The organism is Pantoea sp. X-Soil-ISGK-355 (assembly GCF_059730805.1).
On sequence record NZ_AP035971.1, the window covers coordinates 3,073,677 to 3,086,853 of the forward strand.

The window sequence follows — 13,177 nt, forward strand, 5'->3', positions numbered from 1 at the left end:
ATTAGCAACAGATGCCATGAAGTCTGACATTCCCGAGTAAATTGGTCAACTATTTAACCTGGTAAATTAGTCAGGTATTTAACCAGGTAATTTACTCAACTATTATCTGCTTCTTTTTTCTCGTTTTTCCGCTTTTCAAACGACGAAAGCATACCGCGCAGGATGTTGAGTTCATCACGTTCCGGACGGGCGCGGGTATAAAGACGACGCAGTTTGCTCATCACCTGGCCTGGATTGGCTTCGCGGATAAAGCCGCTGTTCAGCATCATCTGTTCCATATGCTGATAGAAGCGCTCAAGGTCATCCACCAGCGGATAAGGGGATTCTTCATACTTCGGTGGCGGGCTGGCCTGCTCCTGAGACTGTAACCATGCCATGCGCACTTCATAGGCGATAATCTGTACCGCCATCGCCAGATTCAGTGAGCTGTACTCCGGGTTGGCCTGAATCGCGACGTGATAGTGACACTTCTGCAACTCTTCGTTAGTCAGGCCGACACGTTCACGACCAAACACCAGTGCGACCGGTGCCTGCTGGCCCTCTTCCACGCTTTTTACGCCGCATTCACGCGCATCCAGCATCGGCCAGGGCAGCGAACGTGAACGTGCGCTGGTACCGACCACCAGACTGCATCCGGCGATGGCCTCATCCAGTGAATCAACGATTTTTGCGTCGCCGATAACGTCACTGGCACCGGCAGCCAGGGAGATCGCCTGTGAGTCGGGTTTGACCAGCGGATTAACCAGATAGAGGTTGGTTAAGCCCATGGTTTTCATGGCGCGCGCAACGGAGCCCATGTTACCGGTGTGAGAAGTCTCGACCAATACGATACGAATATTTTGCAACATGATTAGGGATACTCAGAAACGGGTCAGTAAAATCAGTGGAGAGAATCGTAACATAAAGCAGGACATTTACCGAACACGCTGCTATACTCCGCGCCGTTTTCCCCGTTCTTTAACATCCAGCGAGAGATACCGATGCATCCCATGCTCAACATTGCCGTGCGCGCAGCGCGCAAGGCCGGAAATTTAATTGCCAAATATTATGAAACCCCGGACGCCGTCGAAGCCAGCCAGAAAGGCAGCAACGACTTCGTAACCAATGTTGACCGCGAAGCAGAACGCCTGATTATCGAAATTATTCGTAAATCTTACCCGAAACATACCATCATCACTGAAGAAAGCGGTGAACTGGCGGGCGAAGATCAGGACGTTCAATGGGTTATCGATCCGCTGGATGGCACTTCTAACTTCATCAAACGTCTGCCCCACTTTGCTGTTTCTATCGCTGTGCGCATCAAAGGCCGCACTGAAGTCGCCGTCGTTTATGATCCAATGCGCAATGAACTGTTCACCTCTTCACGTGGCCAGGGCGCTCAGCTGAATGGCTATCGTCTGCGTGGCAGCATTGCCCGCGATCTGGATGGCACCGTTCTGGCAACGGGCTTCCCGTTCAAAATGAAGCAGCACGCGCCAGCTTACATGAACATCCTGACCAAACTCTTTACACAGTGCGCTGACTTCCGTCGCACCGGCTCTGCTGCGCTGGATCTGGCCTATGTGGCTGCGGGTCGCGTAGATGGCTATTTTGAGATTGGCCTGAAGCCGTGGGATTTTGCGGCGGGTGAACTGCTGGTTCGTGAAGCGGGTGGTCTGGTCACTGACTTCACCGGTAACCACGGTTATCTGCTGTCAGGTAACCTGGTCGCGGGTAACCCGCGCGTGGTGAAAGCTATGCTGTCGAACATGCGTGATGAGCTGAGCGAAGCGTTAAAACGCTAAGTTTCATTACGGAAAAAGGCGGCTTTTCAGCCGCCTTTTTTATTGCCTGCTAATCAGTGATGATTAACGACGTTCGTGTGCCAGCACCTGACGGGGCTGAGTACGACGACCCACCATACCCATCACACCAGCCAGTACGGCTTCGATGATCAGCAGAATCAGGGCATACCAGCTCGCTTTAGCGGTCGCAGCAGCGGCTTTTTCGCCCGCTTCACGTGCTTTCTGCTCAGCCTGCTGTTTCAGTTCATTATACTTCTGGACGGCCTGCTGATAGCTCTGCTCGGTTTTCGCAACGATCTGATCCACTTCCTCATCGCTTTTACCGGTACGCGCTTTAATGATATTTTTCAGTGCGTCACGATCGGCTGCCTGCAGAGTATCTGAATGACGATCCATTACACCTTTTACCCAGTTAGTCAGATCGGTATCCGCTGTCTGTGGGTGGTTCGCAGTGTTGTTAGCCTGGTTTTCCGCATTCTGCGCTTCTTTATTTGCGTCCTGCTTCAGATTCTCTGGCTGTAATTCCGGCTTACCGGTCTGACGTAATGTGGTTTCCAGTTCGTTTTGCAGGTTGTCTAAATTAATATTATTTTCCTGCAGCTTTTCTTTTGCCATTTGAGTAACCGAAGGCGCAGCAGCGGAAATACCACTACCCAGCGCCTGGAAGCCTGAACCCACAATATTCATCGCGCCGCCTAATACGCTGGTTGCCAGCGCAATAGCCAGGTAAATAGTGAAAATTGTGCTAAGGCCAAACATCAGTAAACCGTGCAGTGCGCCTTCACGCTGTGCCAGTCGGCCGGCAACATAACTACCTGCCGCCATCGCAACCAGCATCTCAATAGCCGTCCAGACCAGCGCGCCAGTGCCAAGGCCGTCCAGCGGATTCTGTTCTTTCATCGGATCAATGGTGGTGGCCCCAATGGCTGTGCCCAGCAGCGTCAGAATGATATGAACGATTAATGCACAAATAACACCGGCAAAGACCGCGCTCCAGGAAATACGTTTTAACGGTAGTCCTGCCGGCCCGGTCGCCAGCGTTTCGGTGTAGCCATTATTAATACGGGTATCAGCCATGAAATATACTCCTCGCAATAAACAGCAAGCTGTTCTGATCTTTTATCATCCCGACGGCGGAATGCCGTTTTGGTATTAACAGCGTAGACAGGGAATAGTCATTTCACCACTAAACTGCCCCGAGAAAAAAAATAAAGAGATGAATTCAGAGATAATTAGCGAGATAAGTATAACCGCGGGAATTTTATTCCCGCTGCGTTTATAGTCAGAAGGGTCGAATTCCGCCGCCCGGCGTGAGTTGTGCTGACTGCCATAATGCGATACCCGCCACAATTAAAATCAGGCTACCGGTTAAGGCCAGCGTTGGCATTAGTAGTCGCGAGATACCTGAGACAGCACCAGGTTGTGCCAGCCGCTGCGCCACCGAACGCGCCTGCTGAACCAGCAGGCCAATCGCCGAAATGGTCAGTGCCGTGCCGACCGCCATCACGGCAGCAGAGAGAATGCCCCAGCCATAAACACCTATTACTTTGGCAAACAGCAGCATCATAATCGCGCCGGAACAGGGGCGTAATCCCATCGATACCACCACCAGCAGCTGGGTTTTCCAGCTAATGTTGCCGCTCATCTGCTGCGGCGTCGGCAGATGCGCATGTCCGCAGCCACAATGCTCATCATGCTGATGGTGAGCACGGAAGGCGCGGAACACCGGAGCTGGCCGCGGACGCAATGCCCGCCACAGTGAGCGCAGCGCCCGATAGCCGATCATCACACCCAGCCCAATCACCAGCAGATAACTGCCCTTCTCCAGCCAGAAACTGCTGAGATGCAGCTGGCGCGACGAGGTTTTCAGCAGCACCAGCATCACCGTTACCAGCACAATCGCGACTGAGCCCTGCAACAGTGAGGCGAGCAGCGTCAGCCTGATACTGGTTCTGACGCGGCTCGGATGGGTCGCCAGAAAAGTCGCGATAACAACTTTGCCGTGGCCCGGCCCCAGCGCGTGCAGCACACCATATAGCAGGCTGAATATCACCAGCGACATGCCAGCCTGATGGGGCTGCTCCGCCACCTGTTGTAACAGCTGGGTCATCTGCCGGTGCAGATCTTTCTGCCACAGCACGCTCTGCAGCAAAATCTGCGACCAGTAAAGCCAGACCAGCAGCGCGCCGCCTATGAAGAGTCCCGCCAGCAACCACAGAGGCCAGAGCCGGGAAGCGCGCAGGGGCGCAGAAATTACTGACATGTCAGTACCACCGTTTGTGCGAACTGGCGGCCTAAATCCATCTCCTCTGCAGGCGCGTCGGCTTTATCCAGCGACAGCGCATACTGCTTCAGAGAGTCATTAGGTTTTGGCGTATTGAGCGCAAATTTACAGCGGGTCTGCAATGCCGGCGGCAGCGTTAACGCGCCGGGATTGTCATAGAACATATCGACGAAGTAAGTGGGATCGAAGGTCAGGATCTCAAAGCGCTGCCCGGCCAGCGTCGGGGGTTCCGCCAGCGGCAGAACAAATTCCAGTACCGCTTTGTGGCCGTTACGCGACAGATTATATTCCGTTGGCAGATTCAAAAACTTTACCCGCTGTTGGTTGTGCCAGATTTCAGAAAAGTAGTGCTGGCCCAGTACGTTCGCCATCACGCCCGCCGCCAGCTTTTTCCACACCACGCTGCCTGGCTTCGCCTCGCCCGCGTCATACAGCAGATCGGCGGAGGTGATCTCATCCATGGTCCAGGTCATCTTTAATCCGGTGAAGGTGTCACCCTGCACCACCAGTTCGGTTTTCATATCGATGAAACTGTGAGGATGGGCCAGCAGAGCCGGACTTAATACCATCAGTAAGGCAAAGAGTGCGCGTTTCATAATGTTATAAAGTAACGTTCCTGATGAAAAGAATCTATAAGTAACAAAATTTTGTGACCCGCTTTAAACCTCCGGCAAATAAACCGCGTAAACCGCGCGGGCGCTGACCGGGTTGACTACGCTTAGCTCAAAATAGTCTGCTGGAAATCTGATTGATGAGTTCTGCTACCCCTTTGGCACCACTCTTCACCCGTTCACAGCGTCAGTGCCATCTTTTATTGTTGCTGTTTCTGCCCGCACCCATGCTTACGCTTGAAAAAATCTGCCAGCTGAATGGCATCGATCCTGCCGTTGCCCGACAGGATATCGCGGATGTAGGCCTTGAGATACAGCGATATCACCAGCTGGAATTGCATCAGATGGTGGATGGCAGCTTTCGTCTTCATGGTACAGAGTTGGACCGTCGCCTTTGTCTGCTGCACAACCTGCGACGCAGTCTGCGTTTATCGCAGGATTTTGTCTGCGAGCATTTTGCTGCGCCCCTGCGCCAGCGCCTGAAGGTCATGAAGATTGAGAAAGCGTTGTGGGATGAGACCAATTTACAGGCGCTGATTCAGCATTGCAGCCTGCGTCTGAAGCGTGATTTCAGCGAACGCGACCGGCTTTTTCTGCAGATATTTATGAAGTATGGCTTGTGCCAGCGTCAGCCGGTGCTGTTCAGTGAGGCGCAGTCCCTCTGGCTGCAGCAGAAGCCTGAGCGGCAGGCCGCCGAAGATGTGATACATCACTGGCGAAAACGCTGCCATCTTGCCCCGCATGTCAGTGAAACCGACTTCTGGACGCTGCTGTTTAGCCAGATTCATACGCCGGTCGTGGATGCGGTTGCACATCCTGCTGAACAGCAGTTGATGAACGCGACGCAGCAACTGATCAATGACTTTGAAGCCTGTGCCGAAATCACCTTTGCTGACCGCGACGAACTGCTGCACCAGCTCTATCCGCATCTGGCGCAGGCACTCGATCGCACTCACTTTACTATCGGTATCGACAATTGCGTGGCACTGGATGTCAGCCGACTCTATCCTCGCCTGCTGCGTACGACTCAGCAGGCCCTGCAGGCTTTTGAGCAGCACTACAACATTACTTTTACGCCGGAAGAGGTGAGTTTAGTCACCATTATTTTTGGTGCCTGGCTGATGCAGGAGAGTGCGCTGCAGGAGAAGCAGGTCCTGATACTGACCGGCGACGATGCCGACCTGGAGCAGGATGTGGAACAGCAGATCCGGGAGATCACGCTGCTGCCGATCAATATTTCTTATCTGGATGTGAAGCAGTTTCAGCGGGATGGCGCGCCACGGGACACCGACATCATTATCTCGCCCTACCCGACCTCGCTGCCCTTGTTCTCACCGCCGCTGGTGCATGCTGAACTGCCGCTGACGCTGCATCATCAGCAGCGCATTCGTTATTTACTGGAGTCGTAGCCGGGACGCAGAAACAGTGCGGGCAGGGCTACCAGTGCCATTACCCAGAAAAGATGCCCCTGCAGATGCGCGAACAGCACGCCGCAGATCATGGTCATTATCGCAATACCCCCGCCCATCGCCAGCGCGGAATAGAGTGACTGCAGCCGGATCACTTCCGCCCCCTGCCGCGCCGCGATAAAACGCATCGCCGCCAGATGACACACGGTGAAACTGCCACAGTGAAGGATTTGCGCCACAATCAGCAGCGGCAGCGCGGTGCTGGCTCCCAGCAGGCCCCAGCGAATGAGCGCGCAGATGCCTGAAAGCAGCAGCAGGTCACGCGCGCGCCAGCGGCGGAACAGGCGGTTGCTCAGAGCGAACACGATAATTTCCGCTACCACGCCCAGCGACCAGAGATAACCCACCGTTGAGGCGGAGTAGCCGCTCTCCTGCCACCAGATAGCACTGAAGCCGTAATAGGCAGCATGCGCGCCCTGCAGCAGCGTCACGCAGAGCATAAATCGCCATACAGCATTTTCACGCAGCAAATCACGCCATTCCTGCCAGCCGCCGCCTGCAGCACCCTGACGCTCATGACCCTGTGGCTGGGTGGCTGGTCTCAGCATCATGCCAGCGAGCATGGCGATGACACCGACGGAAAGCAGCAGCAAAATGGCCTGAGAGGAGTAAGCACTGACCAGCACGCCGGTTAACGCCGAGCTGATTACAAAGGCCAGCGATCCCCACAGTCGCACCGGCCCGTACGCCAGCCCAATCTGCTGTGTCCAGGTAGCAGCCAGCGCATCGCTGAGCGGCACCAGCGGCGAGAAGAAGAGGTTGAAGCCGATCATCACAGTCAGCAGCCACATCCACTGCTCACCCACCCAGAAACCGGCAGCAAACAGAGAGGTCATCAGCGCCAGCAGACGCAGCGCCGTAATTAACCGGCCGGGATTCTTAACCTGCGAGGCAATAAGCAGACTACCGACGAAGCGCGCAACCATACCACAGCCGAGCAGCAGGCCAATCTTCTCAGCATCCAGACCGGTGCCTTTCAGCCACACGCCCCAGAATGGCAGATAGATGCCGTAACAGAAGAAGTAAGTGAAGTAGCCCAATCCGAGCCATCTGGCGGAGCCGATTGCCATATTCCCTCCAGCAGGTTTGCTGCTTCGCAGCATAAGTGGGCGCTACTCTGGCAGAGCCCTGCGGCACAGGCAATAAAAAAGGATGGCAGATGCCATCCTTTTTATGCTGTCTCACAACAGGTTAGCGATTAAGCGTAGACCGGCAGACGGCTGCAGATATCCAGCACTTTCTTCTTGGTGCGCTCAATGGTCGCTTCGTCATTGATGTTATCCAGCACATCGGCGATCCAGCCAGCCAGCTCGCGTACGTCTGCCTCTTTGAAGCCACGACGGGTAACCGCTGGTGTACCGATACGGATACCAGACGTCACAAACGGGCTTTTCGGATCGTTTGGCACGCTGTTCTTGTTAACCGTGATGTTGGCACGGCCCAGCGCCGCATCGGCTTCTTTACCGGTCAGGTTCTTGCTCACCAGATCGATCAGGAACAGATGGTTATGCGTGCCGCCAGACACGATGTCATAGCCACGCTCGATCAGCACTTCTACCATCGCTTTGGCGTTTTTTGCCACCTGCTGCTGGTAGGTTTTGAACTCCGGCTCCATCGCCTCTTTGAAGGCAACCGCTTTACCGGCGATAACGTGCATCAGTGGACCACCCTGACCGCCAGGGAAGACAGCAGAGTTCAGTTTCTTATAGAAATCTTCATCACCGTTTTTCGCCAGAATGATGCCGCCGCGCGGACCCGCCAGCGTTTTGTGAGTGGTGGAGGTCACGATGTGCGCATGCGGGATCGGACTTGGGTAAACGTCAGCAGCAATCAGGCCAGCAACGTGTGCCATATCGACAAACAGCCAGGCTCCCACGCTGTCCGCGATTTCGCGCATTTTCGCCCAGTCACAGACGCCGGAGTACGCCGAGAATCCGCCTACGATCATTTTTGGCTTGTGGGTTTTCGCCAGTTCAGCCAGTTCGTCGTAATCGATTTTACCGGTCTCATCGATACCGTAAGCCACCACGTTATAGAGTTTGCCGGACAGGTTAACCGGTGAGCCGTGAGTCAGGTGCCCACCGTGCGCCAGGTTCATCCCCAGAATAGTATCGCCCGGCTGCAGCAGCGCGGTGTAAACCGCAAAGTTAGCCTGTGAACCTGAGTGTGGCTGCACGTTAGCGTAATCGGCACCAAACAGTTCTTTTGCGCGATCGATCGCCAGCTGCTCAACGATATCAACGTACTCACAGCCGCCGTAGTAGCGTTTGCCCGGATAGCCTTCAGCGTATTTATTGGTGAGCTGAGAACCCTGTGCCTGCATAACACGCGGGCTGGTGTAGTTTTCAGAAGCAATCAGTTCAATGTGCTCTTCCTGACGCACTGTCTCCTGCTCCATCGCCTGCCACAACTCGGCATCGTAATCGGCAATGTTCATATCACGCTTTAACATCCGGATCTCCTGACTCAGCTAACTTTCTGACGGTATTTACCCCCCTTCAGGGGCGAAGGCCCACAGTGTAAACCGTTTTAACAGGTGAAGGTAGGGTGAACCTCCTCTTTTTACGCAAACGATTGGCTGGCTACTGGCACAGCATTTTTACACCTTTTTACCCTGTTCAGACGCCACGTTTTTTCTTCAGGCTGTGCCGAAGGTTTTCTTGATGCACTAAAAAGTTGCCACTCAGACAAGCAGAAAGTTCATTGGATTATTTACACCGCAGACGAAGCAGCTATAAGATGCATTTAAAATACATGTTTAATAAGAGGCCGCCTTTATGCTTGATGCACACGCCATCGCCACCGTTAAATCGACCCTGCCTGCCATCGCCGCCTGCGGTCCAAAGCTTACCGCCCACTTCTATGACCGCATGCTGTCGCACCATCCGGAACTTAAAAACGTCTTCAATATGAATAACCAGCGTAATGGCGATCAGCGGGAAGCCCTGTTCAACGCCATCTGCGCCTATGGCGCAAACCTGGAGAATCTGGCCGTGCTGCTGCCTGCGGTGGAAAAGATTGCGCAGAAACATACCAGCCTGAATATCCAGCCTGCACAGTACGCCATCGTCGGTGAAAATCTGCTGGCAACCATTAAAGAACTGCTGGATCCGGGCGAAGAGGCGCTGGCGGCATGGGGCCAGGCCTACGGCGTGCTGGCAGAGGTATTCATCAATCGCGAAGAGGAAATTTATCAGGCCACAGAGCAGCAAACCGGCGGCTGGCGTGGCACCCGGGCGTTTCGCATCAGTGCGATTGAGCAGCAGAGCGAGGTGATTAAAAGCTTTACCTTCACGCCGGTGGATGGCGGCCCGGTCGCCGCCTTTAAGCCCGGTCAGTATCTGACAGTCCACCTGCAGCCTGCCAGCTTCGAACATCACCAGATTCGTCAGTACTCGCTGACGCATCTCAGCAACGGCAAAGAGTATCGCATCGCGGTGAAACGAGAAGCACAGGGCACCGTCTCCGGCTGGCTGCATCAGAATGGCAAGGTGGGTGATGAGCTGATGCTCGCCGCACCGCACGGCGACTTCTTCCTTGAGGTCGACCCTGTCACGCCTGTGGCGCTGATTTCTGCAGGCGTGGGTCAGACGCCGATGCTGGCGATGCTCCATGCGCTGGCAGCAAGCCAGCACCGCGCGCCGGTCAGCTGGCTGCATGCCGCAGAGAACAGCAAACAGCATGCATTTGGCCCGGAAGTGATAGCTACAGGCGCGCAGCTCACCGATTTCGTCAGCGAGGTCTGGTATCGCGAGCCCGCGGCTGAAGATGCCGGTCGCTATGACGCGCAGGGTCTGATGGATATCACCGCGCTTTCAGCACGCTTCACCTCACCCGACACCCACTTCTATCTCTGCGGTCCGCTGCCCTTTATGCAGCATGTGGTGGCGCAACTGCGCGATGCCAGCGTGGCAGATACACGCATTCATTACGAACTCTTTGGACCTCATAAAGGCATGTGATTGAGCGATAAAAAAGCCCGCGCTGCGGGCTTAGATTACTGGCAAACCCGATCTAAATCTGACAGCAATGAATCAGCTAAAAGCGCAGGGAATGCTCTCACCGCTAACCGTACCAGATTGTAATCTGCCCAATGTGAGTCTTGCAGCAACGCATAAGCTCAAAGCGAAGGGAACACGGGCAGAAGAGGAAAGCGTCCCGCGCCATGGACAAAAACGCCGGGAGCGTTTTTGAACAACGCAACGCGTTGGCCCGACTACGGGCGCATCTCAGGGATGAGGTGCGTAATCGCGCGGGCCGAGCGTGCCATGGATGGCGGGTTTTGCGTCTTTCCGATCTGTCCGTGTTCTCTAAGCAGGCGCGATCACACAGCCAACGATTCCAGATGAGGCACTAAGGGACTGGCTTTTGCGTCTTTCCGATCTGACCGTGTTCCCAGAGCTGGCTCGATCTCAAAGCTATTCGTCCCAGGCTCCCCAGGCATAAAAAAAGCCCGCAGCGCGGGCTTCTTTATGCTGATAAAGAGCTGATAAAAAGACTATCAGATCGCCTCTTCATCCTCTTCGCCCGTACGGATACGCACTACACGCGCCACGTCAAAGACGAAAATCTTACCGTCACCGATTTTGCCGGTCTGCGCCGTGCGCATAATGGTCTCGACGCAGGTATCAACGATATCGTCGCCCACCACCATCTCGATTTTCACTTTAGGTAAGAAATCGACCATATACTCTGCGCCGCGGTACAGCTCGGTGTGCCCTTTCTGGCGACCAAAGCCCTTTACTTCACTCACGGTCATCCCGGTGATGCCCACTTCCGCTAAGGCTTCACGAACATCATCGAGTTTGAATGGTTTGATAATCGCATCAATCTTTTTCATGTCAGACCCTTTTTCACTCCCTCCATGGTCAGAGGGTTTATCAAGTATAAATGTTACTGGCGCTGTCGGGCGGTAATATCCGGGTTTCTTCAGGTTGCCGCAAGCGCTGTCAGATTGTGCTGACTGCAACCATTCTGCGTCGGGCCTGAGCAGTCAACCTCCCGGTATCACTTCGCCGCCCCCGCTACTCTTTGAAATCACTGGCGTCCAGTTCATGACGAGACAGCAGCTTATAGAACTCCGTGCGATTACGCCCGGCCAGACGTGCGGCGTTGGTCACATTGCCTTTGGTCATCTGCAACAACTTGCGCAGATAGTTCAGCTCAAACTGATTGCGCGCCTCCGCAAATGTCGGCAACGCGCTGTTTTCACCGCTTAAGGCCTGCTCCACCAGCGCATCGCTAATCACCGGCGATGAACTCAGTGCCACGCACTGCTCAATCACGTTCACCAGCTGACGCACGTTGCCCGGCCAGCTGGCCGCCATCAGACGCTTCATTGCATCGACGGAAAAACTGCGAATCTGCGGTTTATGCCGTTCTGCCGCCTGACGTAACAGGTGATTAGCCAGCAGCGGGATATCTTCGGTGCGCTGATGCAGTGCCGGAATCTTCAGATTCACCACATTCAGACGATAGAAGAGATCCTCACGGAATTCCTTCTTCTCCATCGCCTTTGGCAGATCGCGATGGGTAGCTGAAATGATGCGCACGTCGATCTCAATATCGTGATCGCTGCCCAGCGGCCTGACCTTACGCTCCTGTAGCACCCGCAGCAATTTCACCTGCAGCGGTTGCGGCATATCGCCAATCTCATCCAGGAACAGCGTGCCGCCGCCAGCGGTTTTAAATAAACCGTCACGGGCACTGACGGCACCGGTGAACGCCCCTTTAGCGTGACCGAACAGCTCTGACTCCAGCAGTTGCTCCGGCAGTGCGCCACAGTTAATGGCGACAAACGGCTTGCCGTTGCGCGGGCTGGCGGCGTGAATCGCCTGCGCCAGCATCTCTTTACCGGTACCGCTCTGACCGTTAATCAGCACGCTGACATCCGACTGCGCCACCATGTGCGCCTGCTCCAGCAGCTTCAACATCAGCGGGCTGCGGGTGACAATCGCTTCGCGCCAGCGGTCATCACTGACCGGCACCTGCTGTGCCAGCGCCTCATCAATGGCTTTATAGAGCGCATCTTTGTCTACTGGTTTGGTCAGGAAGCTGAAAACGCCCTGCTGGGTGGCAGAGACCGCGTCCGGAATAGAGCCGTGCGCCGTCAGGATAATCACTGGCAAGTTGGTGTGGCGTTTCTGGATTTCGCCAAACAGCGCCAGACCGTCCATCTCATCCATACGCAGATCGCTGATCACCAGCTCGATCTTCTCTTTCTGCAGCAGGCGCAACGCTTCGGGTCCGCTGCCTGCCGTGGTGACCTGATACCCTTCGCTGCGAAGACGCATGCCCAGCAGCTTCAGCAGGCTGGGATCGTCATCCACCAGCAGCAATTTTGCCGCTTGCCTCACCATTATTGCTCCTCATCCTGCGGCAGTGCCGTGCCGTGACCGCTGTCAGACACATCCGGGGCTTTGCGTGATGAAAGCTGACGCTCAATGTCAGTCAGCCGCTCCAGCTTATGCTGCGTGTCGCTGAGCTGCTGCTGCTGTTTCACCATCTGCTGGCGTATCGCCTCAAGCTGCGTATCACTGCTCTGCTGCAGATGGGCATAACGGGTGCGCGCTTCACTGAGGTCAAGCTGCGCGGTCTGATTACTGCGCCACAGCTGAATCAGCGGGCGCACAGACTGCGGAAAATCGCTGCTGTAGCGATCCAGGGTTTCAACATAGCGACGACGTTCAACAGGCGTCACGTTGCCGTTGGACATCAGTACGCCCTGCTTGAAGGCGCGCGACCAGTTTTCAGCCGGCCAGCGATGGGCTTCGGCACGGGCCTCCGCGGGAGAAAGACGTTCGGCACAGTCGATCGCCCGCATCCAGTAGAGGGTGTTACCCAGCGCCGTACTATTTTCTATCGGCCACAGGTCACTGCAACGGGTCGCCAGGTAATCAGCGATTCTGACCTCGGGTTCCGCCACCTGATGGCCTGACGGCAAAGAGGAGGTGGCCGGGGAGGTCGTACATCCGCTGAGGAGCAGCGTAGTCAGCGTGCTCAACAGCAAAGCGGGTAAATATTTCATCA

General features: G+C 55.1%; 12 protein-coding genes. 3 read left to right on the forward strand and 9 right to left on the reverse strand.

Features of this window, described 5'->3' with window-relative positions:
* Positions 1-95: 95 nt before the first annotated feature.
* Positions 96-848, reverse strand: a complete 753-nt coding sequence (gene trmJ, locus AC6I8J_RS14065; protein ID WP_161734363.1) for a tRNA (cytosine(32)/uridine(32)-2'-O)-methyltransferase TrmJ — start codon at positions 846-848, stop codon at positions 96-98.
* Between the two features lie 132 nt (positions 849-980).
* On the opposite strand from trmJ, the gene suhB reads away from it, so the two are divergent.
* The gene (gene suhB / locus AC6I8J_RS14070; RefSeq protein ID WP_013358738.1) at positions 981-1,784 is read left to right on the forward strand and encodes an inositol-1-monophosphatase; all 804 of its coding nucleotides are present in this window, start codon (positions 981-983) and stop codon (positions 1,782-1,784) included.
* A gap of 63 nt (positions 1,785-1,847) precedes the next feature.
* Here the strand turns inward: suhB and AC6I8J_RS14075 are convergent, their stop codons facing one another.
* From AC6I8J_RS14075 to AC6I8J_RS14085, 3 genes are all read right to left on the reverse strand, one after another.
* A complete protein-coding gene (locus AC6I8J_RS14075; protein WP_013358739.1) occupies positions 1,848-2,861 on the reverse strand; it encodes a TIGR04086 family membrane protein in 1,014 nt (337 codons plus the stop codon).
* A gap of 205 nt (positions 2,862-3,066) precedes the next feature.
* Positions 3,067-4,047 carry a nickel/cobalt transporter gene (locus AC6I8J_RS14080; protein ID WP_161734367.1) on the reverse strand — a complete coding sequence of 327 codons (981 nt, stop codon included), beginning with the start codon at positions 4,045-4,047 and terminating at the stop codon, positions 3,067-3,069.
* On the reverse strand, positions 4,038-4,664 hold the full coding sequence (locus tag AC6I8J_RS14085) for a DUF1007 family protein (RefSeq protein ID WP_161734369.1): 627 nt from the start codon (positions 4,662-4,664) through the stop codon (positions 4,038-4,040). Before AC6I8J_RS14085 ends, AC6I8J_RS14080 begins: the two co-directional genes overlap by 10 nt.
* 155 nt (positions 4,665-4,819) lie before the next feature.
* On the opposite strand from AC6I8J_RS14085, the gene csiE reads away from it, so the two are divergent.
* On the forward strand, positions 4,820-6,088 hold the full coding sequence (gene csiE, locus AC6I8J_RS14090; protein WP_497825491.1) for a stationary phase inducible protein CsiE: 1,269 nt from the start codon (positions 4,820-4,822) through the stop codon (positions 6,086-6,088).
* Here csiE and AC6I8J_RS14095 read toward each other — a convergent pair.
* Both AC6I8J_RS14095 and glyA read right to left on the reverse strand, forming a co-directional pair.
* Positions 6,070-7,218 carry a 3-phenylpropionate MFS transporter gene (locus AC6I8J_RS14095; RefSeq protein ID WP_161734374.1) on the reverse strand — a complete coding sequence of 383 codons (1,149 nt, stop codon included), beginning with the start codon at positions 7,216-7,218 and terminating at the stop codon, positions 6,070-6,072. The two genes, csiE and AC6I8J_RS14095, sit on opposite strands and share 19 nt — an antisense overlap.
* Before the next feature lie 128 nt (positions 7,219-7,346).
* Positions 7,347-8,600, reverse strand: coding sequence for a serine hydroxymethyltransferase (gene glyA / locus AC6I8J_RS14100; RefSeq protein WP_161734376.1), 1,254 nt, complete (start codon positions 8,598-8,600; stop codon positions 7,347-7,349).
* Positions 8,601-8,925: 325 nt separating this feature from the next.
* Here glyA and hmpA point away from each other — a divergent pair, with 325 nt between their 5' ends.
* Positions 8,926-10,110, forward strand: a complete 1,185-nt coding sequence (gene hmpA / locus AC6I8J_RS14105; RefSeq protein ID WP_497825492.1) for an NO-inducible flavohemoprotein — start codon at positions 8,926-8,928, stop codon at positions 10,108-10,110.
* Positions 10,111-10,649: 539 nt separating this feature from the next.
* On the opposite strand, the gene glnB is transcribed toward hmpA, so the two are convergent.
* The 3 genes from glnB to qseG all read right to left on the reverse strand — a co-directional run bounded on the left by glnB (position 10,650) and on the right by qseG (position 13,175).
* Positions 10,650-10,988 (reverse strand): nitrogen regulatory protein P-II, encoded by a 339-nt coding sequence (gene glnB / locus AC6I8J_RS14110; RefSeq protein ID WP_003848647.1) that lies wholly within the window; start codon positions 10,986-10,988, stop codon positions 10,650-10,652.
* 184 nt (positions 10,989-11,172) lie between these two features.
* The gene (glrR, locus tag AC6I8J_RS14115) at positions 11,173-12,507 is read right to left on the reverse strand and encodes a two-component system response regulator GlrR (protein ID WP_161736192.1); all 1,335 of its coding nucleotides are present in this window, start codon (positions 12,505-12,507) and stop codon (positions 11,173-11,175) included.
* Positions 12,507-13,175, reverse strand: coding sequence for a two-component system QseEF-associated lipoprotein QseG (qseG, locus tag AC6I8J_RS14120; RefSeq protein WP_107320023.1), 669 nt, complete (start codon positions 13,173-13,175; stop codon positions 12,507-12,509). Before qseG ends, glrR begins: the two co-directional genes overlap by 1 nt.
* Positions 13,176-13,177 lie beyond the last annotated feature (2 nt).

Bases quoted from the DNA above. Each gene is read 5' to 3' on its own strand.
- glnB (WP_003848647.1), bottom strand. From the start codon at position 10,988: ATGAAAAAGATTGATGCGATTATCAAACCATTCAAACTCGATGATGTT.
- glyA (WP_161734376.1), bottom strand. From the start codon at position 8,600: ATGTTAAAGCGTGATATGAACATTGCCGATTACGATGCCGAGTTGTGG.
- csiE (WP_497825491.1), top strand. From the start codon at position 4,820: ATGAGTTCTGCTACCCCTTTGGCACCACTCTTCACCCGTTCACAGCGT.
- glrR (WP_161736192.1), bottom strand. From the start codon at position 12,507: ATGGTGAGGCAAGCGGCAAAATTGCTGCTGGTGGATGACGATCCCAGC.
- suhB (WP_013358738.1), top strand. From the start codon at position 981: ATGCATCCCATGCTCAACATTGCCGTGCGCGCAGCGCGCAAGGCCGGA.
- AC6I8J_RS14085 (WP_161734369.1), bottom strand. From the start codon at position 4,664: ATGAAACGCGCACTCTTTGCCTTACTGATGGTATTAAGTCCGGCTCTG.
- qseG (WP_107320023.1), bottom strand. From the start codon at position 13,175: ATGAAATATTTACCCGCTTTGCTGTTGAGCACGCTGACTACGCTGCTC.
- hmpA (WP_497825492.1), top strand. From the start codon at position 8,926: ATGCTTGATGCACACGCCATCGCCACCGTTAAATCGACCCTGCCTGCC.
- AC6I8J_RS14095 (WP_161734374.1), bottom strand. From the start codon at position 7,218: ATGGCAATCGGCTCCGCCAGATGGCTCGGATTGGGCTACTTCACTTAC.
- AC6I8J_RS14080 (WP_161734367.1), bottom strand. From the start codon at position 4,047: ATGTCAGTAATTTCTGCGCCCCTGCGCGCTTCCCGGCTCTGGCCTCTG.
- trmJ (WP_161734363.1), bottom strand. From the start codon at position 848: ATGTTGCAAAATATTCGTATCGTATTGGTCGAGACTTCTCACACCGGT.
- AC6I8J_RS14075 (WP_013358739.1), bottom strand. From the start codon at position 2,861: ATGGCTGATACCCGTATTAATAATGGCTACACCGAAACGCTGGCGACC.